This is a genomic window from Marivita sp., assembly GCF_051859345.1.
Taxonomy (GTDB): Bacteria; Pseudomonadota; Alphaproteobacteria; order Rhodobacterales; family Rhodobacteraceae; genus Marivita.
Genome location: NZ_JBHYFV010000014.1, coordinates 53,223 through 76,704 on the forward strand (window position 1 = coordinate 53,223; position 23,482 = coordinate 76,704).

Consider the following 23,482-nt stretch of genomic DNA (forward strand, 5'->3'; position numbering starts at 1 on the left):
CAATTTTGATCGAACCACTCAACTAGTTTGACTGCGCGGCGAACGGTGCAACCCGCGCCGTTCTTCATCCTTGGGAACAGCTTCCCATCGTTTGCGGCGTAGCTGGAAACTGTACTCAACGACAGTCTTTGGTGGGCGGCGTATGCCTCTGCCAGCCTTAGGATTTGCTCGATTATCATTGGTTACTCCGGTAACTCTACCGTCTTTATAGATGGTAAAACTACCTGTATGCAATAGTCAATTTTTGCGGTAAAAATACCGAATCGTGAGCAACCTTGATTTTTCCTTTGCAGACATCGTTAGAAACCGGCTCGCAGAGCTCGGCATAAAGCCTGCTGCGATCGAAAAAAGTGCTGGATTAGCTCCAGACACTATTCGAAATGTCTTGAGGTCCACCTCGAATAGCGGGCCTCATTTTTCGACTGCTCGCCAGATTGCGATCGCGTTAGGCTTGGAATTCTATGTCGGACCATCTCGCACCGCGAGAACTGAAGCATCAGGCTCTAACAACGAAGACATCGCCTTCGTTGCGTTGCACAATGTTCAAGCTTCGGCCGGACCAGGTCGCTTTGCTCTCGACGTCGAAATCGTCTCAAGCCTCGGATTTCCACTCCCTTGGTTGTCACGTCATGGCGTAAACCCGGATCGCGCGTCTTTGATATATGTGGAGGGGGACAGTATGTCTCCGACGATACGTTCTGGCTCTATTGCCCTGGTCAATCACAACCGCCGCAAGGTGAACTCGAAGAAGGTGTATGCTTTCCGCGATGGAGATGATCTTTTTGTAAAGCGCCTTGAGATGGTCGATGATGGCATCCTGTTTGTGACAAGCGATAATCCCGATCACGCAAGCCGCGTGATCAAGGACCACGATCTTGAAAATGTTTCGATCATCGGTGAGGTGGTGTGGACAGGCAGAAGTTGGTCAGGAAGTGATAGGACATGAAACAATTCATTTTGGTTATTGCTGTTAGCAGTTGCAGCGTTCTGCTTGCGGTAACGCCGGCCTCAGCTCGCAGCCCAATAGCCGACTGCACCGACGCGATTGCGGCGGGAGATCGCGCCGGAATAAAATCTGCGGCCGAGCGGATCGAGCGAGAGAACGAATTAGTCGCAGGCATATTCCAGGCTGAAAAATGCCTTTCCTTAGCAAAGGGTGAGCCGATGCGATATGACCACAGTTCATCAAAGTTCTTACCCGACGCGGAATACGAAGCGCTTCTTCAATCGCGCCGCGACAAGCTTCAATCTGCTCGCGAAGAGCAGGCGAGAAAGGATGATGTCGAGGCCCGTCTGCGACAGGAGCAATCGGCGCGGAGGCAAGCTGTCACTCTACGGACGGTAGAGGCTTGCAACAGCCTATACGGTCGCGATTGGGTTACAGCTATGACGTCGCAAGTGTGCCAGCCTATCTTCATGGACATTGGCCTGCCGGACTGAAAAACAGGTCCCACTTAGACTCAGCACATATCGCGCCCGTAGTACCCTATGCATTTGATATTTCGTCTATAATCGCTAAGTGGGACGCTTTGGCGCAACTTTCCCGCCGACGTCCCACTTTCGCGGTCCACGCAGAGGCCGAAATCTGCCTTTAACGACCTCTTCAAGGGCCAGTTAAACCCTTATTTAATGGGGTTTGCGCGGTTCTGCGCCTTGGATTACAATCCAGCCACGCGGAGCGCCTCAGAGCGCCCAAATGGGCCTAAATGGCGTTTACTGAAAAACATTGGCCATCCCGCTCACGGTGCCCGACGGATCGCCTCACACCCCTTATTTCATTGGCCTATCCGGTATCTTCCGGCCTCATACGGGGTCTTCCGGTATCACTGAAAGAATGTCTGTCACCTAACACTCGTATGAATTGCGCGAAAAGGCCAAGGGAACCAATCCGCAGCCCGGCAGTTGAAAAGGCACGCAAGCAAGAAAGAGGAACCCCCATGAACCGCATCATTTATATTGTTGGTCTCGTTGTCATCGTTCTGGCGATTCTGTCCTTCATCGGCCTCGCGTAAGTCCTGCGTTTGATCCTGAATCGCGGCGACCACATCTGCGCTCAGGGACGCCGTTCAGAGTACAGCAGCAAAACTGCTCTCGAGGATGTCCGCCAGCGCATCCGCATCGCTTTGCGTGAACGCGTTCGGCTGATCGCTGTCGATGTCCAGAACGCCGAGCAACCGACCCGTGCCATTCCAAACCGGCAGCACAAGTTCCGACCTGGTCGATGATGCACAGGCGATGTGTCCGGGAAAAGCCTCGACATCCGGGACAAGCTGAACCTGCCCGGTGCGGGCCGCAGCCCCACAGACACCGCGCGAAAACGGAATGACAAGACACCCATGCCCACCTTGATACGGACCAATCTTCAAAAGCTCTGGCCCGGCGACACGGTAGAAGCCGGTCCAGTCAAATCGGTCATCGGAGTGATGAACCTCGCAGACAAGCGTGGCCATGAGGCTGACCGCGTCACTTTCACCTTCACAGAGCGCGGCAATTGTCTTGGCAAGAGTGGGATAGTCAACTTTCATCATCGGGCCTTTTGCTCGACCGGGAATGCGGGTTCTGCTTCCGTCCCCAAACGCCGACTCCTCCGGGATTTTTTTGACCCAGAGGGGTCAGAGGCGTTCGATGGCAATGGCTGTGCCTTCGCCACCACCGATACAGATCGCAGCGACACCACGATTCAGACCGCGCTTTTCCAAAGCATTGAGAAGCGTCACGATGATGCGTGCGCCGGAGGCACCGATTGGATGGCCCAAAGCACAAGCGCCGCCATTGACGTTCACGATTTCGCGCGACAGGCCCAATTCATGCATGAATGCCATGGGTACGACGGCGAAGGCTTCGTTCACCTCCCACAGATCCACATCGTCTTTGCTCCAACCGATCCGATCCAGCAGTTTCTGCGCTGCAGGCACCGGGGCGGTGGTGAAAAGGCCGGGGGCCTGGGCGTGGCTGGCATGACCGACGATGCGCGCGCGCGCCGTGTCGCCCGCCGCGTCGGCTGTGGTCAGGATCAACGCCGCCGCGCCATCCGAGATTGACGAACTGTTGGCTGCGGTCACGGTGCCGTCTTTCCGGAACGCCGGTTTCAACTGCGGGATCTTGTCCGGGCGCGCGTTGCCCGGCTGTTCGTCCTGCATCACGCTGACGTCGCCCGTCCGGGTCGAGATCGTGACGGTTGCGATTTCGCTGTCGAACGCACCGGACTTTTGGGCGTCGAGCGCGTTTGACAACGAGCGCAACGCATATTCGTCCTGTGCTTCGCGGGTGAACTGGAACGCCTCGGCGCAGTCTTCGGCAAAAGTGCCCATGAGGCGGCCTTTGTCATAGGCGTCCTCCAGACCATCTAGAAACATGTGGTCAATCACCTGCGCGTGGCCGATCCGCGCGCCAGTGCGCATCTTGGGGAGCAGATAGGGCGCGTTGGTCATCGATTCCATTCCGCCTGCAACGATGGTGGTGGCGCGGCCCAAAGCAAGCGCATCAAAAGCCATCATCGCCGACTTCATACCGGACCCGCACATCTTGTTGAGAGTGGTGGCAGGCACGTCTTCCCCCAGTCCGGCGGCAAATCCTGCCTGACGTGCGGGGGCCTGACCCTGACCGGCAGGCAGGACGCAGCCCATGAGCACTTCGTCCACCGCCGGGTGTCCGGCCTGTTCCAGCGCCGCGCGGATCGCGGTGCCGCCAAGCTCTGATGCCGTGACGTTCGAGAACGCGCCCTGAAAACCGCCCATCGCGGTTCTCGCGGCACCTGTGATCACAACCTCTGACATGTTTGGCCCCCCTGAATGCGCATGTGGCCCTTGCATACCGGATGGTAAGGATTGGCGTCTAGGGTGCCCTGCATATCAATCTGCCGAGGCCTTATGGAATTGACTGTAGAAGCGACCCCCACTGCCACCGTGATCCGTGTGCATGCGTCGCGCATCGACGCGCCGACCGCGTTGCAATTCAAGGAAGACATGCGGTCCCTGACCGCGCGGCAGGATGGGCGGTTCATCCTTGATCTGCAGTCGGTCCAATTTATCGATTCAAGCGGGCTGGGCGCGGTTGTGGCCTCCATGAAGCAACTGCGCCCCGGACAAGCCCTGGAACTCGCGGCGTTGCAACCGATTGTGGAGAAGGTGTTTCGCCTGACCCGGATGGACACGATCTTTACGATCCACGAGACGGCGGAACAGGGCGTTGGCACTGGGCACGGCTGACGAACCCGTCTCCTTGATGGTCGACCTGTGCCTGCCTGCCTTGGACCACATGACTCCGCTGATCCTGTCACAGGTCAATCGCGCGCTCGCACGGTCAGACTGCGCTCATCTGCGCGACACAGTGCAGATCGTGCTTGCCGAGGCGCTGAACAATGTGGCCGAACACGCCTATCGTGACCTTGATCAAGGGGCTGTGGCAGTCCGGATGGGCCGACGCAGTGGTGCTCTGCAAATCGAATTGACGGATTGGGGTCACGCGCTGTCGGATGGCACCCCACCAGACGGAACGCTTCCAAATCCGACAAGCCTGTCGGAAGGCGGGTATGGCTGGTTCCTGATTCGCGCGCTGGTTTCCGAGATTCGCTATGCCCGCGAAGACGGCAAGAACCACTTGTGGTTGATCCTGAACGTCTAGGCCGCAAAATCACCCTGCCACAGTTTTGTCAATTTTAGTCAGATTGTTCGAAAGTTGGAATTAATCAAGCTATTTCAGATGCTTCTGTCTCCGATTTTTGGAACAATGCCCAATTAAGGTCTCAATCACTCCGAATTTTGGACGCGGTTCACAGGCAAAAGGTAAGGGTAGCTGCAAATAGCTTCACCTCGGCGCCGTGCCATTAACAGCCCCCACCCAGTGTACGGCGTCGAGGTACTACTTCCCCCCAACAGCATCATTCGATTGACCTCTCCTCGTGTCTGCCTATTTTGACCGGAAAATAGGGAGACAAGGGCTATGCGTGATTTCCAGATGCCGGGCCGCTCGGCGGTGATGGCGACGAACGGGATGTGCGCGACATCGCACCCTCTGGCGGCGCAGGCGGCAGTCGACATCCTGAAACGCGGCGGCAACGCCATGGATGCAGCGATCGCTGGCGCGGTGATTCTGGGACAGGCGGAACCGGCGATGACCGGGCTTGGCGGTGACTGTTTTGCGCTGATCTCACCTGCAGGCGGAGACGACGTGGTTTCGGTGAACGGATCGGGTCGCGCGCCACTTGCGGCAAAAGCCGATGATCTTCGCTCGACCGGGCACGACACCATACCGCTTCAGGGCCCCGAAGCCGTAACGATCCCCGGCGCGGTGGATGCGTTCTGCATGATGTCGGAAAAGTGGGGCCGCCTTGGCCTTGCCGACAGCCTTGCGCCCGCAATCGACTACATGGAAACCGGCCTGCCGGTTGCAGAGCGCGTTGCCTGGGACTGGAAGAACAACGCGCATCTTCTGAATGGTCACGGACGGTCGCACTACCTCGTGCAGGGGGCTGTCCCGAAACGCGGCGATCTTTTCCGGCTTCCGGGCAATGCCGAGGTGTTGCGGCGCATCGCGAAAGACGGGCGGGACGGATTTTACACCGGTGAGGTTGCGGAAGACATGCTCAAGACCCTGAACGGGCTGGGCGGTGTCCACACCGAGGCGGATTTTGCCAACACCGCCGCCACCATCGGTGAGCCGATCAGCGGCAGCTACCAGGGGCGCGAGTTGTTGGAACATGCCCCGAATGGTCAGGGCGCCACAGCAATCCTGCTGCTGAACATCCTGTCCCAGTTCGACCTGGCGTCGCTTGACCCGTTTGGTGCAGAGCGGGTTCATATCGAGGCCGAGGCGACCAAGCTGGCCTATGATGCCCGCAACCGGTTTGTGGCGGATGCAGATCACATGACCCGGTTGGATCACATGCTGTCGATGGACACCGCGCAAAAACTGGCGATGCTGATTGATCCCAAATCAGCGATGACCGGACCGGCGGCCCTGGCCGAATCGGTCCACAAGGAAACGATCTACATCACCGTGGTCGACCGGGATCGCATGGCCGTGTCGTTGATCTACTCGATCTTCCATGATTTCGGCTCGGGCCACGCGTCCGAGAAGTTCGGAATCCTGTTCCAGAACCGGGGTGCCGGGTTCACGTTGCAGCCGGGGCATGTCAACGAATATGGCGGCGGCAAGCGCCCGATGCACACGATCATTCCGGCCATCCTGCGGGATGCAGGCCGGGTGACCATGCCGTTTGGCGTGATGGGCGGCCAGTATCAGCCTACGGGCCATGCTCGGGTGGTCAGCAACATGACGGATTTCGGCATGGAGCCGCAAGCGGCACTGGATGCGCCACGGTGTTTTGCCGAAAAAGGCCAGCTCAAGATGGAACGTGGCTATGGCGATGACGTGCGTGCCAGGCTGACGGCCATGGGACACGATGTTGTCACGCCGGAAGCGGCCATTGGTGGTGCGCAGGCGATCCTGATCCACGAACATGGCGTTCTGGAAGGCGCTTCGGACCCGCGCAAAGATGGGTGCGCCATCGGGTATTGAGCGCGGAAGGCTCTTCCCCGCTCAGACCCGACGTCAGGCCTCAATAGCTGTATTCGTCGTAAATCCGCGAGATAACGCCGTTCCAGTCTCCATTGTGATGGTCGATCAGTTCATCGGCGAGCGTCTTTCCGGTCTCGACGCTTTCCTTGAGCGCGTTCAGGAAATGTGTCTCATCGGGGACCAGACCACCCGCGCCGGGGCGGGCACGGGCCACCAGCCCGGCTTCCGAGATTGCCAGCGCCTCGCGGGCCAGATCGTGCATCCTGATCCCGTTCACTTCGGCCTGAAGCCCATCAACAGACGCGGCAACCCGCAAACTCTCGCGGGTCTCGGCATCCCAGTCCTTGACCAGATCCCACGCCGCATCCAGCGCACCCTGGTCATAGGTCAGGCCGACCCAGAAGGCAGGCAATGCGCACAGACGGCGCCACGGGCCGCCATCGGCACCGCGCATTTCGATGAATTTCTTGACCCGCGCTTCCGGAAAGATCGTCGTCAGGTGATCTGCCCAATCCGACAGGGTCGGGATTTCTCCCGGCATCGCAGGCAATTCACCCTTGAGGAAGTCGCGGAACGACTGTCCCAGTGCGTTGTGGTAAACCCCGTCGCGATAGACGAAATACATCGGCACATCGAGCGCATATTGCACCCAGGCTTCGAACCCGAATCCGTCTTCGAACACGAAGGGCAACATCCCGGTGCGCGCATCATCCAGATGACGCCAGACCCGGCCGCGCCAGCTTTTGTGGCCGTTCAGCTTGCCCTCGAAAAACGGCGAGGTGGCAAACAGCGCGTTCGCCACCGGCTGCAAGGCCAGCGCCACCCGCATCTTCTGCACCATGTCGGTTTCGCTCGAAAAGTCGAGGTTCACCTGCACCGTACAGGTCCGGCGCATCATGGTTGTTCCGGCTGTGCCGACCTTTTCCATGTAGCTGTCCATCAGCTTGTAACGCCCCTTGGGCATCAGGGGCATGTCTTCATGCCGCCAGATCGGGGCCGCGCCAAGGCCGATGAACCCGACGCCGATCCTGTCAGAGATATCCTTGACGTCGCGCAGGTGGTCATTCACCTCGTCACAGGTCTGGTGAATGGTTTCCAGCGGCGCGCCCGACAGTTCAAGCTGACCACCCGGTTCCAGCGAAATGTTCGCACCGTCCTTTTCGAGACCGATCAGGTATGGGCCTTCCATGACAGGCGACCAGCCATGCGTGTCCCGCATCCCTTCCAGAACAGCAAGGATGGACCGTTCACCCTCATAGGGCAACGGGCGCAACGTGTCTTTGCAATAGCCGAATTTCTCGTGCTCGGTGCCAATGCGCCAGTCGTCTTTGGGCTTGCAGCCGTCTGCCAGATACTCGGCCAGTTGGGCCTCGTTTTCGATGGGCCCGCCTCCGGACTGTGGAATGGACATGGCGCATCTCCGGTCTTGCTGCTCTTTAATCGGGGTCAGCCTTGGGCTGAATTCGAGGGGCTGTCAATGCAGGCGCGCGATGCGTTCCCGAAGGTCAGACCTGCGCCAGAGCACAATTGGTTTGGTGCCCTCGTGTTTCAAGGTCGAAGCGACGCGTCCGGGGCTGAGACCGGGCAGGCTGGCGAACGCATCAAACAGGACATCCGCGCCTTCTGCGTTTACAGGCACATGTAAGGCAGGCCCGTTTTCGTGGGTGATGACCCAATGCGACGGGTGTTCCGTTGGATCAAGACTAAGCGACGTGACCGCATCAAGATCCACCAATCCGCCGTTGAGTGGCCCGAAATAGCCGATGCGGCGTTCAACCACCTGAACCACCCCCGGCCCACCCCCGCCCATCCTGGCGCGGCCCCGTTGCAACCCGGCGAACAGCAGGGCGGCCCCCAGGAACAGCGCCAGATAGCCGACCCAGGACAGCAGTCCGGGTGTGACGCCAAGGCTCCAGTAAAGGCCAAGCAAAAGAATCGCCCCACCCACAAGCGCCTCGCGCCAGCGCAGGAGAACGGCGCGGGCATCGGGTCGGATAAAGCTCATGGCTTGGCCACCAAGGTGGCACATCCGTCGACGGATGTGCGATTTTCGGTCGACTGAAAATGCGTCATGCCCAGTCTCCCAAAGTCGTTTGCCACAGGGTCAGCGCCGCCACCGCCGCTGTGTCGGCCCGCAGGATACGGGGTCCGAGGCTGATGGGCGTTGCGTGATCCAACGCCCGCAGCCGCGTGCGTTCCGCCTCGGAAAACCCGCCTTCGGGTCCGATCAGAATGGCCCATGGCCCCGGCGCGTCCGGCAGGCGACCCGTTTCACCGACAAGGCTTTCGTCACAGAACGCGATTTGGCGGGTGCTGTCCCAATTGGTCAAAAGTCGGTCCAGCTTTGTCAGATCGCCGACTTCGGGAACAAAGGTCGCGCCACATTGCTCGGCCGCCTCTACCGCGTGCGCCTGAAGTCGATCCTGCCGGATCCGTTCGGAATTGGTGAAGGCCGTCTGCACCGGGACGATGCGCCGCACACCCATTTCAACGGCTTTTTCGACAATGAAATCGGTACGGGCTTTCTTGATCGGGGCAAACAGCAGCCACACGTCCGGCGGCACGCTTTGCGGTTTTGACTGCGTGCGGCACACCAGAATGCCCTTGCGTTTGCCCGCCTCGGCCACCTCTGCCTGCCACTCGCCATCGGTGCCGTTGAACAGCGCGACAAACGCACCCACGTCCAGCCGCATCACACCAAAGAGGTAATGCGCCTGCTCCCGTGTCAGAGGAACCGGTTGTGCCGCACCGAGCGGCTGATCTACAAAAAGCCTGACTTTCGCACTCATGGAGCAACACATATGCCCGGCCCGCACACAACACCAGACCACAGCGGTCAGGTCGCTGATGCCGTCACGGGAAACTGGGTCGACACCCATGCCCCAAGGTGGACCCGGCCCTATCTGCGGCTGAGCCGTGCGGATCGGCCGATCGGGACGTGGTTGCTGTATCTTCCATGCGTCTGGGGGGTGTTTCTGGCGATGCTGCACACTGGCGAGGTGCGCCTGTTTGATGCCTGGATTGTTCTTGGCTGCGGAGTAGGTGCGTTCCTGATGCGCGGCGCGGGCTGTACCTGGAACGACATCACCGACCGGGATTTCGACGGATCGGTGGCGCGCACCGCGTCGCGGCCCATTCCGTCTGGGCAGGTGAGCGCAAGGCAGGCGCTGGTCTGGGCGGTGATCCAGTCTCTGATCGCCTTCTGCATTCTGATCACCTTTCCGATACAGGCCATTCTCCTCGGGATCATCGCTCTTGTTCCGGTTGCGATTTACCCGTTTGCCAAACGGTTTACATGGTGGCCGCAGATCTTCCTGGGCATTGCCTTCAACTGGGGCGCATTGCTGGCCTGGACCGCCCATACCGGGCAACTGCAATGGCCAGCGGTGTTCTTGTATGTGGCAGGCATGGCGTGGACCCTGTTCTATGACACCATCTACGCGCATCAGGATACCGAGGATGACGCATTGATCGGGGTGAAATCCACGGCCCGCCTGTTTGGGGACGAAACCCCGAAATATCTTGCATGGTTTCTGGTTCTGACCGTTGCCTTGATGGGCTTTGCGATCATCCTTGCCGCGCCCAGTGGCGAGATTTTTGCGCTGGTGCTTGCCTTGGGGGGGCCTTGGGCGATGGGGTGGCACATGATGTGGCAGATGCGGCGGCTAAAGCTTGACGACAATGGCCGTCTGTTGGAATTGTTCCGCTCCAACCGGAATGCCGGACTCATCCCTGTGCTGTTTTTCGCCATCGCAGTTTTCGTATGATTGCACTCCCCGGCGCTGCGTCGTATCGCTTTGGCACCTTCATCTGACGCGGAACGTTGATGCGCCTGTCTTCTGTTTTCATTCTCTTCTGTGCCTTTGCCGTCGCAGCGGCCCTCAGTCTGGGGGCCGCCTGGGTTGCCGCCGGTGCAGTCGAGGAAAGTTCTGAACGGGAGGTTCGCACGGAACTGGACCGCGATGCGCTGACATGGGCGGATGTGGACACCAACGGGCTACAGGTGTTCCTGATCGGAACCGCGCCGACCGAGGCCGCCCGCTTTCAGGCACTCAGCGCGGCGGGTCGGGTAGTCGACACCGCCCGCGTGATCGATCAGATCGATATTGTCGACACGGACGGCATCGCGCCCCCGCGCTTTTCAATCGAATTGCTGCGCAATGACAGTGGCGTGTCCATGATCGGTTTGCTTCCAGCGGCGACGGATCGCGACCAATTGGTCAACGACATCTCGCGCGCTGTCCCCGATGCGCCGATATCGGACCTTCTGGAGGTCGCGGATTATCCCGTACCCGAAGGCTGGGATGACTCGCTGGAGTACGCCGTGTCTGTTCTGCGGGTGCTTGACCGCTCCAAGATTTCAATCGAACCTGGGCGTGTGATCATCAAGGGCGCGGTCGGGAACGAAGACATCCGCCGCCAGGTCGAAGCCGATCTGGCCCGCCGCGCCGACGGCAAGGTGCGACTCGCGCTTGACATCACCGCTCCGCGCCCGGTCATCTCGCCTTTCACGCTGCGCTTTATCAAGGACGCAGATGGGCTTCGCTTCGATGCCTGTGCCGCACCCACGGAACAAGACCGCGCCGAGATCCTGTCTGCTGCGGCAGCAGCCGGGCTTGAAGGCAAGGTGGAGTGTCGTCTGGGTCTGGGGACCCCGACCAACGAATGGGGAGCCGCCGCCGCCATGGGGATCCGCGCCATCGACACGCTGGGTGGTGGTACAATCACCTTTGCCGATTCCGACGTCGCGCTGTTTGCGTTGGAAGGGACCGAGCCGGACCTGTTTGATCGCGTGGTCGGAGAGTTGGAAAACGGCCTGCCGGAAGTCTTTGTCGTTAAAGCCACGCTGCCCAAACCGCCCTCGGCTGCGCCCGAAGGCATCCCCGAATTCATTGCCACCCGCAGCCCGGAAGGCGACGTGCAATTGCGCGGCCGCATCAACAGCGAAATCGCGCGCCAGACCGCCGACAGCTTTGCCCGCGCCGCGTTCGGATCGTCGACGGTGCGCACCACTGCACGGGTGGATGAAACGCTTCCGGCAAACTGGTCAAGCCGGGTTCTGGCGGGTCTCGAAGCGCTGTCGCGCCTGTCGAACGGTGCCGTCCGTGTGACGCCCGAGGCGTTGTCGATCAATGGCAACACCGGTGACCAGAACGCCAGCTCTGAAATTGCGGGCCTTCTGGCCGACAAGCTGGGCGAGACCGAAGGCTTCGAAATCGACGTCGTCTATCAGGAAAAGTTGGACCCGCTTCTGGGAATCCCGACTCCGGAACAATGCGAGTCGCAAATCGTCGAGATCATCGGGGACCGCAAGATCACCTTTGAACCGGGTTCGGCCACGCTTGACTCGGCAACCCGCGACATCATGGATGAAATAGCCGAACTGTTGCAGTTGTGTGGAGACATCCCGCTGGTGATCGCCGGTCACACCGACAGCCAGGGCCGCGAAGTGATGAACCAGCAGCTCAGTCAGGAACGCGCGCAGGCGGTGGTCGATGCGCTGCGCCAGCGACGCGTTCTCACAGCAAGCTACGAAGTGCGCGGCTTTGGCGAAGAAGAGCCCATCGCGACCAACGACACCGAGGAAGGCCGTGAGGCCAACCGCCGGATCGAATTCAAACTGCGACGTCCTGAACCGGTGCCTGAGACAGAAACCACGCTGGAAAGCATTGAACAATCCGCGCCAACAGACGAAACATTACAGACCGACGGCGCAGAGGATTCCAGCGATGAACAGAACTGAGTTTGTCATCACAACTGCGATCATACTTTTTGTCGCGTTCTGCCTGGGGTGGTTCGCGAACTGGCTGGTGCATCGCTTTACCCGTGTCAGTCAGGCCGACATGGATCAGCTGGAGCGTATGAGCCAGGACCTTCACGAGGCCGAGGAAACCCGCGATCAGGCGATCACCTATCTGCAGCAGCGCGAAGCCGAGTTGACAAACCAGTTGGCCCAGACCGAAGCCGAGCTGTCCGCGGCCATGGAAGGCCTGCGCGATGCACGTCATGAGGCGGAAGAAATGCGCGCCTATGTCGAACGCATAAGCGCGGGCTGAACCGGAAAAGATTTTTCGTACGAAAAATCTTCTCCCTGAGAATCTTCGTACGAAGATTCTTGACCACCACCCTTAAGAAATCGTTGTGACAAAGGTTAATAGGGCCGGACCGGACCAAATGTTTCGCGCGCGAAACAATGGGGTGCAGGTGTTGACCTATCTGTCTTGCACCGGTCGGAATCGGGCGCAAACACAACGGGCAGATCGGATCAGGTTTGGTCGCTGGGTCGAACCTCCGGCGCGCGAGGCTTGTGCTGGTACGAGGGTCAAGGCATTTAGCTGAAACATCGCGGCGAAAATTCAAGGGAATCGTCATGGAATGGGATTTGTCCACGCAGCCCCCCATTGTCCAAAAGGCATTGGGGTTTGTGCTGCAAGGCTATGAGATCGCGGTGACATGGCTGCTGATGCCCGCCGCCTGGTCGCAATTCGCGATCCTTGTCGTGGTCTATCTTGCGGCGGTGGTCCTGGCCCGGCGCGCACGCAAACCGTTGATCAATCTTCTGACGCCCTCCAAGGACAGCACCAGCATCCTGTCGAAGTTGAGGCATTACCTGCTGTTGTTCGTCCCGCTTTTGCTTCCGGTCTTTGCCTACGCACTGGCGGGGATCGGAGAACAGGTGATCCGCTCGGTTTTCGGATCCGGCGCGGTGATCGCCTTTGGCAAACGTCTGTTCCTCGTGCTTGCCGCGCGCATCATCGTGCGGGACATCGTGTCGGATCCGTTCCTGAAGATCTTTGGGCGCTTCGTGTTGCTGCCCGTGATGGTGCTTTATGCCTTTGATCTGCTTGATCCGCTGACCGAACGGCTGAACGCCACGATGATTTCGCTCGGCAACATTTCGTTTTCGGTCATGGCTTTGTTGCGCGGGGTGATGGCGGGGGTGATCCTGTTCTGGCTGGGGCGTTGGTCGAACGATCAGTCGGCGTCCTTCCTCAGCCGCCAGGAAGCGATGCGTCCTGCCACACGCCAGCTTGCGGCCAAGGCGGCGGAATTGTTCATCTTCGGCCTCGCCTTCATTCTCTTGATGAACATCATGGGTGTGCCGCTGACCTCTCTTGCCGTGCTCGGCGGTGCGATTGGTGTGGGTCTGGGCTTCGGCCTTCAGAAGATCGCATCAAACTATATCTCAGGCGTGATCCTGCTGCTCGAAGGACAGGCGACTGTTGGTGATTTTGTCGAACTGGACAGCGGACAGGCCGGGACCATCGTCAAGACCACCGCGCGGGCGATGATCCTCGAGACCTTTGATGGCCGCTGGATCGTGGTGCCGAACGAGGATTTCATCACCACGCGGATCATCAACTATTCCGATCAGGGCAGCGCCAACCGGATCGAGGTGGCGTTTTCGGTGAGTTATGACACCGACATCAACCTGGTCCCCGACATCGTGGCAAAAGCCGTCGCCACCCATCCCGGCGTGCTGAACGAGCCTGAACCCCCGGATGTCGAACTGCGCGGCTTTGGAGACAGCGGCATTGATTTTGGTGTCGAGTTCTGGGTCAACGGGATCGACGACGGCAAGAACAAATATGCCTCGGACGTGTTGTTCCTGATCTGGAACGCGCTGAAAGAGCACAATATCGAAATCCCCTATCCCCACCGCGTTGTCGAACTCCGCAACGCACCCGCGGCGGAATGACGGATGCGCTGGTCATCGGGAGCGGGCCTGCGGGCCTGATGGCGGCAGAGGCGCTTTTGGCAGGCGGTCGCACGGTCACGCTGGTCGAAGCGAAACCGTCCATAGGGCGCAAGTTCCTGATGGCGGGCAAGTCCGGCTTGAACCTGACAAGGATGCAGCCGTTCGGGCCGTTTCTGGCGTCCTACGGTATGGGTCTGCACCCGACGATGCGCGCTTGTCTCAAGGCATTTGGACCAGAAGAGGTGCAGGCCTGGACCGAAGGTTTGGGGCAAACCACCTTCACCGGATCGACCGGGCGTCTGTTTCCCCACGCGATGAAGGCGTCGCCGCTCTTGCGGGCGTGGCTGGAGCGATTGGACGGGCTTGGGTTGGGGCGGCACACGCGCTGGCGCTGGGTCGATTGGGAAAACAATATCCATCATTTCGACACGCCCGACGGCCCCCGTGTGCTGACCCCGCGCGTGACGGTGTTTGCGCTGGGTGGGGCCAGCTGGGCGCGGCTTGGATCGGATGGGCAGTGGGCACCGCGTTTCGCAGAGAACGGGATCGCAGTGACGCCTTTTCAGCCATCGAATGTCGGATTGAATGTTACTTGGTCAAACCACATGGACCGGCATTTTGGTGCACCACTAAAGAATATTGCGTTACATGCCGGCGATCAGGTGTCGCGCGGTGAGGTTGTGATTTCGAAACGGGGTCTCGAAGGCGGTGGGGTCTATCCGCTGGCTCCGGCCTTGCGTCAAGGTGCTGCGCTGACTTTGGACCTGTTGCCTGATCTGTCCATTCAAGCCGTGGCAGAGCGGGTGTCGAAACCCAAAGGCAAATCAAGCCTGTCGAACCATCTGCGTCGGGTTCTCAAGCTGTCTTTGGCGGCACAAGCCATCCTGCGGGAGTTCGTGCATCCTTTGCCGGATAACCCCAAGGCATTGGCGCAGGTGATCAAGGCGGTTCCGGTTCGTCATTCCGGCTTGCGCCCGATGGACGAGGCGATCTCGACCGCTGGAGGGGTCTCGTTTGATGCGTTGGACGATACTCTGATGCTGCGCGACTGTCCGGGAGTGTTCTGCGCCGGAGAGATGCTTGACTGGGACGCGCCGACCGGGGGGTATCTGCTGACCGCCTGTTTCGCGACAGGCCTTTGGGCCGGGCGGCACGCGGCGGAATATGACCGTCCGTGACGTGACGTTGGGGCGTGACACGTCAACTTGGTGCGTGTCAGGTGGCAGCAACAGAGGAGTTCTGCCATGACCGAATACCCGCACATGCTGGCCCCGCTCGACCTTGGGTTCACCACGCTCAAGAACCGTGTGCTGATGGGGTCGATGCACACGAACCTTGAAGAAACCGGCGACTGGAACCGGGTGGCCGAGTTCTATGCGACCCGCGCGCGGGGCGGTGTGGGTCTCATGGTGACGGGCGGCATGGCACCGAACCGTGAGGGCGGCGTGTTTCCCGGCGCGTCGGGGCTGTTCACCGATCAGGACATCGCCAATCACCGGATGGTGACGGACCGGGTGCATGACGCCGACGGCAAGATCGCGATGCAGATCCTGCATGCGGGGCGCTATGCCTATGGCAAGGAATGTGTGGCACCGTCCCCCGTCAAATCCCCGATCTCTCCTTTCCCGCCGATCGAGTTGGATGAAGAGGGTATCGAGAAGCAGATCTCGGACATCGTGACCGCTGCGAAACGCAGCAAAGAGGCGGGGTATGACGGGGTAGAGGTGATGGGGTCTGAGGGGTATTTCCTCAACCAGTTCCTTGTGACCCACACCAACAAACGTACGGATCGCTGGGGTGGATCGTACGAGAACCGGATGCGCCTGCCCATCGAGGTGGTCCGCCGGGTGCGCGAGGCCGTTGGACCGGAGTTCATCGTCATCTACCGGCTGTCGATGATCGACCTCGTGCCGAACGGATCGACCCATGACGAGGTTGTGCAACTGGCGCAGGAAATCGAAAAGGCCGGGGCCACGATCATCAACACCGGCATCGGCTGGCACGAGGCGCGGATCCCGACGATTGCCACCAGCGTGCCACGCGCGGCCTTTGCATGGGTGACGAAAAAGCTGATGGGCAAGGTGGGGATTCCGGTGATCACGTCGAACCGGATCAACACGCCGGAAGTGGCGGAAGAGGTGCTGGCGACCGGCTGTGCCGACATGGTCAGCATGGCGCGGCCGTTTCTGGCTGACCCGGATTTCGTGGCCAAGGCGTCTGCGGGCAAGGCTGCGCAGATCGCGCCCTGTATCGCGTGCAATCAGGCCTGTCTGGATCACACGTTCCAGATGAAGATCTCGTCCTGCCTCGTGAATCCGAAAGCGTGTTTCGAGACCGAGTTGGTGGTTGAACAAACCGATACACCCAAGCGCGTTGCGGTTGTGGGGGCCGGGCCTGCCGGGCTGTCGGCGGCGATCACGGCGGCAGAGCGGGGGCATGAGGTGACCCTGTTTGACAAGGCGGACGAGATCGGCGGGCAGTTGAACATGGCCAAGCTGATCCCCGGCAAGGAAGAGTTCTGGGGCTTCGTGGAATGGTACCGCACGATGCTGGACGAAACTGGTGTCACGGTGGTTCTGGGCAAGGCGGTAGCGGCAGAGGACCTGACAGGCTTTGACGATGTGATCATCGCGACAGGCGTTCTGCCGCGTGATCCGCAGATCGAAGGTCAGGACGGGCCGAACGTGGTTGGCTATGTCGATGTGCTGCGCGGCAAGGCGCCCGTGGGCAAGCGCGTTGCGGTTGTGGGTGCCGGGGGCATCGGGTTCGATGTGGCGGAATATCTTGTGCACGAAGGCGAGAGTCCGACCGAGAACTTGCCCGAGTGGATGAAGGAATGGGGTGTCACCGATCCGGCAGACCAGCGGTCTGGTCTGGCGGAAGAGGGCGCCCAGCCCAGCCCACCGGCCCGGCAGGTGACGCTGTTGCAGCGCAAAGCGGAAAAGCCGGGCAAGCGGCTGGGCAAGACGACGGGCTGGATTCACCGCATGAGCCTGATGATGAAGGATGTGCAGATGAAGGCGGGCGTGAATTACGAACGCATCGACGCTGAAGGGCTGCACGTCTCTTACGGAGAGGCGCGTGAACGGCCCGAAGTGATTGCCTGCGATACCGTAGTGCTCTGTGCCGGGCAGGTGTCGGAGCGGTCGCTGGCCGATGTCTTGGAGGCCAATGGCGTGACCTGTCATGTGATCGGTGGGGCCGATGTGGCGGCGGAACTGGACGCAAAGCGGGCGATTGATCAGGGCACGCGGTTGGCGGCGGCGCTGTAGGGAACGGGTTGTTCGCCTGATGCGTTGAATGATCAGACGGCGGGGCATCATGCCCCGCTTGGACATTCAACACATCAGGAGGCCCACATGCCGGCAATCAGTGACGCGAAGATCCTACTTATTTCCACCCACGGCTTTGAACAATCCGAGCTTGAATTCCCGCGTGATCAGTTGCGCGCCAAGGGGGCAAAGCTGCATGTTGGGACGCTTGACGGAAAGGCCGTCAAGGGTTGGGAAGGCAGCGATTGGGGCCGCGAGGCCGAGGCCGACACCAAGATCGCGGATGTCTCAGCTGATGACTACGACGCGCTGGTGATCCCAGGTGGCCAGATCAACCCCGACCTGCTGCGCGTCGATGAAGACGTGCTGGAACTGGTGCGCACGTTCCACGATCAGGGCAAGACGATTGCCGCCGTGTGTCACGCGCCCTGGGTTTTGATCGAGGCTGGTATCCTGAAGGGACGCGATGCCACGTCCTACCATTCGATCAAGACCGACGTGAAGAATGCCGGGGCGAATTGGAAAGACGAAGAGGTTGTGGTTGATCAGGCGATTGTAACGAGCCGTCAGCCGGATGACCTCAAGGCGTTTGTGGCCAAGATCGTGGAAGAGATCGAAGAGGGAAAACATCAGCGTCGTGCGGCATAAGGGCCGCCTCGTGATTTCGGAAAAGCCGGGCCTTTCGCCCGGCTTTTTTGTTATTCGGTGACTGTGACAGTGATCACGTCGCTGACCACGGGTGGATCATGCGGGACGTGGAATTGATCCCCGAGAACAAGCTGCATGGTATATTCTCCGAGTTCCAGATCGTAGGTGGCCTGGGTCTGGCCGCCGCCATAGTGGATGTGGTTTTCGTCAGCCGGAATGCCATTGGCGATCAGGTCTGCGTCCTCTGCCCCGTCGCCAAATGAGACGCGGTTCAGGAACATGTGGTGATGCCCGGTGCCTTCTTTCTCGACCCCGGCTGGTGTGACGCCCATCCCGCCTAGTCCGAAGACAACGGTGACGGGGGATTGGACGGTATCGCCATCTTTCAGATTGACGATGTAGACGGTTGCGCCGGGTGTCGACGGGGTGTCTCCGGCAAAGGCAAATGACGTAAAGGCCAGCACGATTGCGGCCCCAAGTGGAATGTGTTTCATGTCTATCCTCCCAGAATGAGGCGCTTTGAGAACCCCCTTGGAAAGATAGTCCGGGTTGCAGGTCCGCCCAGTCATGGCGGCCTTTCCGGTGTGATCAAGTCTGTTTCCATGCCGAAGACATTGTCCAAGAAAACCCAGATATTGTCGGCAGTGTGCCAAAGTCGCGCCTGATTTGGTCTTCATACCCATCGTAACGAAACACGAGGAATACGTATGGACCGTCTTACCGAAATGGAGGCCTTTGCCACGGTTGTGGATCAGGGTGGCTTTACCGACGCGGCCAAGAAGATGGGCATTTCCAAATCTGCTGTGTCCAAGCATGTGTCCAGCCTTGAAGCGCGTCTTGGCGCACGGCTTTTGAACCGGACGACCCGACGTGTCAGCCCGACGGAAATCGGGTTGGCGTATTACGATCGCGCGCGCCGTGTACTCAACGATGCAGGCGAGGCCGATGCGCTGGTCACGTCCATGCAGTCGGATCCGTCCGGTCTCTTGCGGATCAGCGTGGCAACCGATTTCGGTGTAAACCATCTGTCTCCGGTGCTTGGCAATTTCCTGTCGGATTTCCCGGACATCACGGTCAACATGGTTCTGAACAACCGGTATGTGGAACTGATTTCCGAAGGGTTCGACATGGCGGTGCGCATCGGGGAACTGGAAGACAGCACCCTGCGTGCCCGCAAGTTGACCGAGACCACAAAGCGGATGATCGCGTCGCCTGCATATTTCGAGAAATATGGCCGTCCGCGGCGCATCGATGATCTCAACGAACACAAGCTTTTGCATTATTCGAACCAATCCAGCGGCAATGTGTGGAAAGTCACCGCGCCGTCCGGTGAAAAGCGTCAGATCCGCACTGCGGGCTGGCTTTCGGTGAATGACGGGCAATCTTTGCTGAACGCCTGCGTGGCGGGTCTTGGCATCGCCTACTTGCCGTCGTTCCTTTATGCTGATGCGATGGAACAGGGGCTGGTCGAAGATGCGATCCCGGACCTGCCTGTCGACACCCAGGGCATTTATGCTGTGTACCCACCGGGCCGGTTTACCCAGCCCAAGGTGCGCGCGTTCATCGACTTCCTCGTACACCAGTTCGCCGACAAAGGCCCCAAGGACTGGTAACATAATCCTCCCTCGTCTGTTCGCAGACAACCTTCACGCCTCGAGTGCCATAGCTCGGGGCGTTTTTTTGTGTCGGTTTCCGGGTTGCGACCGGGGGCTTGCGGGGGCAGTGTCTGGCGACCTGTCCACCTTCCGGAGTTGCCGTCATGCCCTTTACCCTTGCCACCTGGAACATCAATTCGGTTCGCCTTCGCGAAGGACTGGTGGCCAAGCTGTTGGCCGAAGAGGCGCCGGATGTGCTTTGCCTTCAGGAGTGCAAGAGCCCGGTCGACAAGATCCCGCTCGAGCAGTTTCAGGCGCTGGGCTATGGCCACATGATCGCGCGGGGCCAGAAGGGGTATAACGGCGTGGCCATCCTGTCCAAGCTGCCGATTGAAGATGTGGGTGACAAGGATTTTGCCGGTCTGGGCCATGCGCGGCATGTGGCAGGGCGGTTGGAGAACGGGGTGACGATCCACAATTTCTATGTACCCGCTGGCGGAGATGTGCCGGATCGCGAGGTGAATGAGAAGTTTGGTCAAAAGCTCGATTATCTGACAGAGATGCGGGACTGGTTTCACAGCGAACGCCCGGAAAAGGCCATTTTGGTTGGGGATCTGAACATCGCCCCGCGCGAGGATGATGTCTGGTCACACAAGCAATTGCTCAAGGTGGTGAGCCACACGCCCATCGAGGTCGAACATTTTGGTGAAACGCAGGAAGCGGGACGTTGGGTTGATGTGACCCGGCAGGATATTCCCGAGGGGTTGCTGTACTCGTGGTGGAGCTATCGCGCCAAGGATTGGGATGCGGCGGATAAGGGTCGGCGGTTGGATCACGTCTGGGCGACGCCGGACATTTCCAACGCGGCGCATTCGAGTCGTGTGTTCAGAGACGCGCGAGGCTGGGAAAAACCCAGCGATCATGCGCCTGTCTTTGCGACATTCGATCTTTGACGAGTTGCGTTGTCATGTGCGCATGTTCAGCAATGCCTTGCGGCGGCGCGATACGGTTTCCCTCTGATCCTGCGCACGACCGACGCGGAAACTTCGGGCGACGAAATCGATGTGATCGGCGGCTGCGTCCGATGCATCTTCTGGCTGGCCTTTGACGATTGCATCGGCAATCGCCTTGTGCTGGTCGAGCAGCATTTCCCCTGTGCCGTCGATGGCGCGCAGGAAGTCGCGGTTGTAGAACACGTTGCGCGCCATGAGCTGATAGATCGCCGTCATGGTGTGGACCATGAGCGAGTTGTGGCTGGCGTCGACGATGGCGGCATGGAACCGGACATCCGCATCGCGTGAGGTTTCAGCGTCACCTTTGGCGTGGGCTTTTTCGAGTTCCCGGACGATGCCTTTGAGAATCTCCCGATCCTCTTCGGTGGCGCGTTCGGCGGCCAGCATGGCGGCAAAACTTTCCTGTTCGCGGCGGAATTCGAGATAATCCTCGAATGCGGTGACGTGGCGCGCGTAGAGATCGACAAGCGCCGGCGACATGGCTGACCCGACCAGCGGGGCGACAAAATTGCCTTCTCCGTGACGGACGATGATCAGCCCGTTTTCCTCGAGCCGTTTGAGCGCCTCGCGCACTTTTGGGCGGGAGACTTTCATTTCGTCCGCCAAGGTGCGTTCCGAGGGAAGGCGCGTGCCGTCCTTGAGCACACCGGACACAATCAGCTCTTCGATGTGGTGGACAATGGTGTCCGCCACCGATTCGTGACCGATCGGTCCGAAGAGATTTGCGACTGAGTTCGGCATTGGGTGCCCCGCGTGTCAGGTCATGTAGTGGTAAAATAAGTGATCCTTCAGAACGATCAACGAGAATGTCGCAGCCATGCAATTGGCGCGGATCTGGTTGCGAAAAAAGAATATTAAAATCAGTAGTTTGCTCGAAAATTGTTTCCAACAATATTTTTCATTCCGAAACCGTATGCGGCTGCATTCTAGGCGAGTTTGGAAGGCAGTGGTCACAAAATTTTTGATTTGAATGTGTGGTAAACAATATGAACCACTGCATCTCGGGCTGACGGCCCGGTGATTTCCCCGGCGCTGACCGGATGACCCTGAGGAGGAAACATGAAAAACGTACTCACCAGCCTGGCTGTGGCAGCGGCTGTTCTGACAGCCTCGGCTGCCCATGCCGCCGACAAGCTTTTGCTCAAGACACCCATCGCGTTCTCGACCGCGTTGCCGGGTCTGGGCACGCCCATTCCGCGTGTTGCGGATCAGCTTGACCTGATGTCGGGCGGCACGCTCAAGATGAAGGTGTATGAGCCGGGCAAGCTTGTCGATCCGTTTGAAATTCTGGACGCGGTCAGCACCGGGAAGATCAATTCGGGCTACACCAACGCCGGGTATTGGGCGGGCAAGATCCCCGCGTCGCCGCTATTCTCGGCTGTACCGTTTGGCCCCGAAGCGGGCGAATACATGGCATGGCTGTATTACGGGAACGGCATGAGCCTCTATCAGGAGATGTACGATCAGGCGGGATATAACGTCCATGTCCTGCCTTGTGCGATCCTGGCGCCGGAAACGTCGGGTTGGTTTGCGAAAGAGATCAACACACCGGCGGATCTTCAGGGTCTGAAGATGCGGTTCTTCGGTCTGGGTGGCAAGGTCACGCAGAAGCTGGGCGTGGCGACATCGCTGCTTCCGGGGGGCGAGATTTTCCCGGCGCTGGAGAAAGGTGCGATTGACGCGACCGAGTTTTCGATGCCCGCCTCGGGTTCCACAAGCTGGTCAAGTACAACTACTTCCCCGGCTGGCACCAGCAGGCGACCGTGTTCGAGTTGATGATCAACAAGGATGTCTGGGCCGACGCGACCGACCAGCACAAGGCGATCATCACCAATGCCTGCAAGGCGTCAATGGCGGACAGCTTTGCCGAAGGTGAGGCGATCCAGCACGCGGCGCTGATCGACAATGTCGAAAACAACGGTGTCGAGGTCAAGCAGTGGTCGCAGGAGATGCTGGATACGTTCGAGCAGACCTGGAACGCCGTTGCGGAAGAAGAAGCGGCGAACAACGAATTCTTTGCCAAGGTTCTGGCTGACATGAACGCGTTCCGTGCCGGATACTCCATGTGGAAAGAGAACGCTTTCCTGCCGCGCAAATAATCCTGCGCATCGGTGGCGACCTCATGGTCGGGTCGCCGCACCTTCATTCGTTTTTCAATTTTTCAAACGTGGACGCCGGAGGTTTCCCTTTGGCGAAGGGCTGGAGGCACCATCATGGTTGATACCGTCAAATGGGGCGACCGTCCTTGCGTTGGGGTATCGCAAGCTGACGGTTGCGAAACTGGTCAATGTCCTCAAGTCGACCTTCAACACCACCGCCTATATCTTTGCGATCTTCCTTGGCGCGACAGTGTTTTCATATGTGTTGTGCGAAATGGGCGGGGATCAGTTGATCGAGGACATGATCCTTGGCACCGGCTTTGGGCCGAACGGAACGATCCTGGTGATCTTGTTCATCGTGTTCCTGTTGGGGTTCGTGCTTGACTGGATCGAGATCACGCTGATCGTGCTGCCATTGATGCGTCCGATCGTGAATGCGCTGGGTCTGGATATTCCGGGGTTCGGCGTGGTGGATGAGGCGGCGCTGGTGTGGTTCGTGATCCTTGTGGCGGTGACGTTGCAGACCTCGTTCATGACACCGTCGGTCGGGTTTGCGCTTTTCTACCTCAAGGGTGTGTGCCCGCCGGAAATCTAGCTGGGTCATATCTACCGCGGGGTGGTGCCTTTTGTCTTGTTG

Annotated in this window: 22 protein-coding genes and 1 pseudogene; 16 read left to right on the forward strand and 7 right to left on the reverse strand. The window is 59.4% G+C overall.

The genetic code is table 11. The features are described from left to right. Positions 1 to 265 precede the first annotated feature (265 nt). Both ACTIEN_RS11185 and ACTIEN_RS11190 read left to right on the forward strand, forming a co-directional pair. Entirely contained in the window at positions 266 to 946 is a 681-nt protein-coding gene (locus ACTIEN_RS11185) for a LexA family transcriptional regulator (RefSeq protein ID WP_439523217.1), read from the forward strand. Then, complete coding sequence (locus tag ACTIEN_RS11190) at positions 943 to 1,440, forward strand: hypothetical protein (RefSeq protein WP_439523218.1); 498 nt, start codon at positions 943 to 945, stop codon at positions 1,438 to 1,440. Before ACTIEN_RS11185 ends, ACTIEN_RS11190 begins: the two co-directional genes overlap by 4 nt. 626 nt (positions 1,441 to 2,066) lie before the next feature. Here the strand turns inward: ACTIEN_RS11190 and ACTIEN_RS11195 are convergent. Then, complete coding sequence (locus ACTIEN_RS11195) at positions 2,067 to 2,525, reverse strand: GAF domain-containing protein (protein WP_439523265.1); 459 nt, start codon at positions 2,523 to 2,525, stop codon at positions 2,067 to 2,069. 87 nt (positions 2,526 to 2,612) lie between these two features. Next, positions 2,613 to 3,776 (reverse strand): thiolase family protein, encoded by a 1,164-nt coding sequence (locus ACTIEN_RS11200; RefSeq protein WP_439523219.1) that lies wholly within the window; start codon positions 3,774 to 3,776, stop codon positions 2,613 to 2,615. A 93-nt stretch (positions 3,777 to 3,869) separates the two neighbouring features. Between ACTIEN_RS11200 and ACTIEN_RS11205 the strand changes: the two genes are divergently transcribed. The 3 genes from ACTIEN_RS11205 to ggt all read left to right on the forward strand — a co-directional run bounded on the left by ACTIEN_RS11205 (position 3,870) and on the right by ggt (position 6,519). Then, positions 3,870 to 4,208: an STAS domain-containing protein gene (locus tag ACTIEN_RS11205; protein ID WP_439523220.1), complete on the forward strand. Its 339-nt coding sequence runs from the start codon at positions 3,870 to 3,872 to the stop codon at positions 4,206 to 4,208. Beyond that, the gene (locus tag ACTIEN_RS11210) at positions 4,189 to 4,623 is read left to right on the forward strand and encodes an ATP-binding protein (RefSeq protein WP_439523221.1); all 435 of its coding nucleotides are present in this window, start codon (positions 4,189 to 4,191) and stop codon (positions 4,621 to 4,623) included. Before ACTIEN_RS11205 ends, ACTIEN_RS11210 begins: the two co-directional genes overlap by 20 nt. A gap of 318 nt (positions 4,624 to 4,941) precedes the next feature. Then, positions 4,942 to 6,519, forward strand: coding sequence for a gamma-glutamyltransferase (gene ggt, locus ACTIEN_RS11215; protein ID WP_439523222.1), 1,578 nt, complete (start codon positions 4,942 to 4,944; stop codon positions 6,517 to 6,519). A 40-nt stretch (positions 6,520 to 6,559) separates the two neighbouring features. Here the strand turns inward: ggt and ACTIEN_RS11220 are convergent, their stop codons facing one another. From ACTIEN_RS11220 to ACTIEN_RS11230, 3 genes are all read right to left on the reverse strand, one after another. Next, positions 6,560 to 7,930 carry a glutamate--cysteine ligase gene (locus ACTIEN_RS11220; RefSeq protein WP_439523223.1) on the reverse strand — a complete coding sequence of 457 codons (1,371 nt, stop codon included), beginning with the start codon at positions 7,928 to 7,930 and terminating at the stop codon, positions 6,560 to 6,562. Positions 7,931 to 7,993: 63 nt separating this feature from the next. Next, on the reverse strand, positions 7,994 to 8,524 hold the full coding sequence (locus ACTIEN_RS11225) for a hypothetical protein (protein WP_439523224.1): 531 nt from the start codon (positions 8,522 to 8,524) through the stop codon (positions 7,994 to 7,996). A 64-nt stretch (positions 8,525 to 8,588) separates the two neighbouring features. Continuing rightward, a complete protein-coding gene (locus tag ACTIEN_RS11230) occupies positions 8,589 to 9,308 on the reverse strand; it encodes a 16S rRNA (uracil(1498)-N(3))-methyltransferase (RefSeq protein ID WP_439523225.1) in 720 nt (239 codons plus the stop codon). Positions 9,309 to 9,320: 12 nt separating this feature from the next. On the opposite strand from ACTIEN_RS11230, the gene ubiA reads away from it, so the two are divergent. The 7 genes from ubiA (at position 9,321) to ACTIEN_RS11265 (ending at position 18,138) form a co-directional block, all read left to right on the forward strand. After that, on the forward strand, positions 9,321 to 10,286 hold the full coding sequence (ubiA, locus tag ACTIEN_RS11235; protein WP_439523226.1) for a 4-hydroxybenzoate octaprenyltransferase: 966 nt from the start codon (positions 9,321 to 9,323) through the stop codon (positions 10,284 to 10,286). 59 nt (positions 10,287 to 10,345) lie between these two features. Continuing rightward, positions 10,346 to 12,262, forward strand: a complete 1,917-nt coding sequence (locus ACTIEN_RS11240; RefSeq protein ID WP_439523227.1) for an OmpA family protein — start codon at positions 10,346 to 10,348, stop codon at positions 12,260 to 12,262. After that, on the forward strand, positions 12,249 to 12,575 hold the full coding sequence (locus ACTIEN_RS11245) for a hypothetical protein (protein WP_439523228.1): 327 nt from the start codon (positions 12,249 to 12,251) through the stop codon (positions 12,573 to 12,575). Before ACTIEN_RS11240 ends, ACTIEN_RS11245 begins: the two co-directional genes overlap by 14 nt. Before the next feature lie 314 nt (positions 12,576 to 12,889). Then, the gene (locus tag ACTIEN_RS11250; RefSeq protein ID WP_439523229.1) at positions 12,890 to 14,218 is read left to right on the forward strand and encodes a mechanosensitive ion channel family protein; all 1,329 of its coding nucleotides are present in this window, start codon (positions 12,890 to 12,892) and stop codon (positions 14,216 to 14,218) included. Beyond that, positions 14,215 to 15,396, forward strand: a complete 1,182-nt coding sequence (locus ACTIEN_RS11255; RefSeq protein WP_439523230.1) for a TIGR03862 family flavoprotein — start codon at positions 14,215 to 14,217, stop codon at positions 15,394 to 15,396. The genes ACTIEN_RS11250 and ACTIEN_RS11255 overlap by 4 nt, the downstream gene beginning before the upstream one ends. Positions 15,397 to 15,462: 66 nt before the next feature. After that, positions 15,463 to 17,490 (forward strand): FAD-dependent oxidoreductase, encoded by a 2,028-nt coding sequence (locus ACTIEN_RS11260; RefSeq protein WP_439523231.1) that lies wholly within the window; start codon positions 15,463 to 15,465, stop codon positions 17,488 to 17,490. Positions 17,491 to 17,577: 87 nt separating this feature from the next. Then, positions 17,578 to 18,138 carry a type 1 glutamine amidotransferase domain-containing protein gene (locus ACTIEN_RS11265; protein ID WP_439523232.1) on the forward strand — a complete coding sequence of 187 codons (561 nt, stop codon included), beginning with the start codon at positions 17,578 to 17,580 and terminating at the stop codon, positions 18,136 to 18,138. Positions 18,139 to 18,188: 50 nt separating this feature from the next. Here ACTIEN_RS11265 and ACTIEN_RS11270 read toward each other — a convergent pair whose 3' ends face one another. Next, positions 18,189 to 18,632 (reverse strand): DUF4399 domain-containing protein, encoded by a 444-nt coding sequence (locus ACTIEN_RS11270; protein ID WP_439523233.1) that lies wholly within the window; start codon positions 18,630 to 18,632, stop codon positions 18,189 to 18,191. 213 nt (positions 18,633 to 18,845) lie between these two features. Here ACTIEN_RS11270 and ACTIEN_RS11275 point away from each other — a divergent pair, with 213 nt between their 5' ends. After that, positions 18,846 to 19,751 (forward strand): LysR family transcriptional regulator, encoded by a 906-nt coding sequence (locus tag ACTIEN_RS11275; protein ID WP_439523234.1) that lies wholly within the window; start codon positions 18,846 to 18,848, stop codon positions 19,749 to 19,751. Between the two features lie 146 nt (positions 19,752 to 19,897). Next, entirely contained in the window at positions 19,898 to 20,686 is a 789-nt protein-coding gene (locus ACTIEN_RS11280; protein WP_439523235.1) for an exodeoxyribonuclease III, read from the forward strand. 12 nt (positions 20,687 to 20,698) lie between these two features. On the opposite strand, the gene ACTIEN_RS11285 is transcribed toward ACTIEN_RS11280, so the two are convergent. After that, positions 20,699 to 21,487 (reverse strand): FadR/GntR family transcriptional regulator, encoded by a 789-nt coding sequence (locus tag ACTIEN_RS11285; protein ID WP_439523236.1) that lies wholly within the window; start codon positions 21,485 to 21,487, stop codon positions 20,699 to 20,701. 318 nt (positions 21,488 to 21,805) lie between these two features. Between ACTIEN_RS11285 and ACTIEN_RS11290 the strand changes: the two are divergent. Beyond that, positions 21,806 to 22,845, forward strand: a pseudogene (locus ACTIEN_RS11290) (TRAP transporter substrate-binding protein). 118 nt (positions 22,846 to 22,963) lie between these two features. Then, entirely contained in the window at positions 22,964 to 23,440 is a 477-nt protein-coding gene (locus ACTIEN_RS11295) for a TRAP transporter large permease subunit (RefSeq protein WP_439523237.1), read from the forward strand. The last annotated feature ends 42 nt before the right edge of the window (positions 23,441 to 23,482 follow it).

What these genes read in the sequence shown, in the direction of transcription:
- ACTIEN_RS11190 (WP_439523218.1), top strand. Translation starts at nt 943, where the DNA reads ATGAAACAATTCATTTTGGTTATTGCTGTTAGCAGTTGCAGCGTTCTG.
- ACTIEN_RS11195 (WP_439523265.1), bottom strand. Translation starts at nt 2,525, where the DNA reads ATGAAAGTTGACTATCCCACTCTTGCCAAGACAATTGCCGCGCTCTGT.
- ACTIEN_RS11200 (WP_439523219.1), bottom strand. Translation starts at nt 3,776, where the DNA reads ATGTCAGAGGTTGTGATCACAGGTGCCGCGAGAACCGCGATGGGCGGT.
- ACTIEN_RS11205 (WP_439523220.1), top strand. Translation starts at nt 3,870, where the DNA reads ATGGAATTGACTGTAGAAGCGACCCCCACTGCCACCGTGATCCGTGTG.
- ggt (WP_439523222.1), top strand. Translation starts at nt 4,942, where the DNA reads ATGCGTGATTTCCAGATGCCGGGCCGCTCGGCGGTGATGGCGACGAAC.
- ACTIEN_RS11220 (WP_439523223.1), bottom strand. Translation starts at nt 7,930, where the DNA reads ATGTCCATTCCACAGTCCGGAGGCGGGCCCATCGAAAACGAGGCCCAA.
- ACTIEN_RS11225 (WP_439523224.1), bottom strand. Translation starts at nt 8,524, where the DNA reads ATGAGCTTTATCCGACCCGATGCCCGCGCCGTTCTCCTGCGCTGGCGC.
- ACTIEN_RS11230 (WP_439523225.1), bottom strand. Translation starts at nt 9,308, where the DNA reads ATGAGTGCGAAAGTCAGGCTTTTTGTAGATCAGCCGCTCGGTGCGGCA.
- ubiA (WP_439523226.1), top strand. Translation starts at nt 9,321, where the DNA reads ATGCCCGGCCCGCACACAACACCAGACCACAGCGGTCAGGTCGCTGAT.
- ACTIEN_RS11240 (WP_439523227.1), top strand. Translation starts at nt 10,346, where the DNA reads ATGCGCCTGTCTTCTGTTTTCATTCTCTTCTGTGCCTTTGCCGTCGCA.
- ACTIEN_RS11245 (WP_439523228.1), top strand. Translation starts at nt 12,249, where the DNA reads ATGAACAGAACTGAGTTTGTCATCACAACTGCGATCATACTTTTTGTC.
- ACTIEN_RS11250 (WP_439523229.1), top strand. Translation starts at nt 12,890, where the DNA reads ATGGAATGGGATTTGTCCACGCAGCCCCCCATTGTCCAAAAGGCATTG.
- ACTIEN_RS11255 (WP_439523230.1), top strand. Translation starts at nt 14,215, where the DNA reads ATGACGGATGCGCTGGTCATCGGGAGCGGGCCTGCGGGCCTGATGGCG.
- ACTIEN_RS11260 (WP_439523231.1), top strand. Translation starts at nt 15,463, where the DNA reads ATGACCGAATACCCGCACATGCTGGCCCCGCTCGACCTTGGGTTCACC.
- ACTIEN_RS11265 (WP_439523232.1), top strand. Translation starts at nt 17,578, where the DNA reads ATGCCGGCAATCAGTGACGCGAAGATCCTACTTATTTCCACCCACGGC.
- ACTIEN_RS11270 (WP_439523233.1), bottom strand. Translation starts at nt 18,632, where the DNA reads ATGAAACACATTCCACTTGGGGCCGCAATCGTGCTGGCCTTTACGTCA.
- ACTIEN_RS11275 (WP_439523234.1), top strand. Translation starts at nt 18,846, where the DNA reads ATGGACCGTCTTACCGAAATGGAGGCCTTTGCCACGGTTGTGGATCAG.
- ACTIEN_RS11280 (WP_439523235.1), top strand. Translation starts at nt 19,898, where the DNA reads ATGCCCTTTACCCTTGCCACCTGGAACATCAATTCGGTTCGCCTTCGC.
- ACTIEN_RS11285 (WP_439523236.1), bottom strand. Translation starts at nt 21,487, where the DNA reads ATGCCGAACTCAGTCGCAAATCTCTTCGGACCGATCGGTCACGAATCG.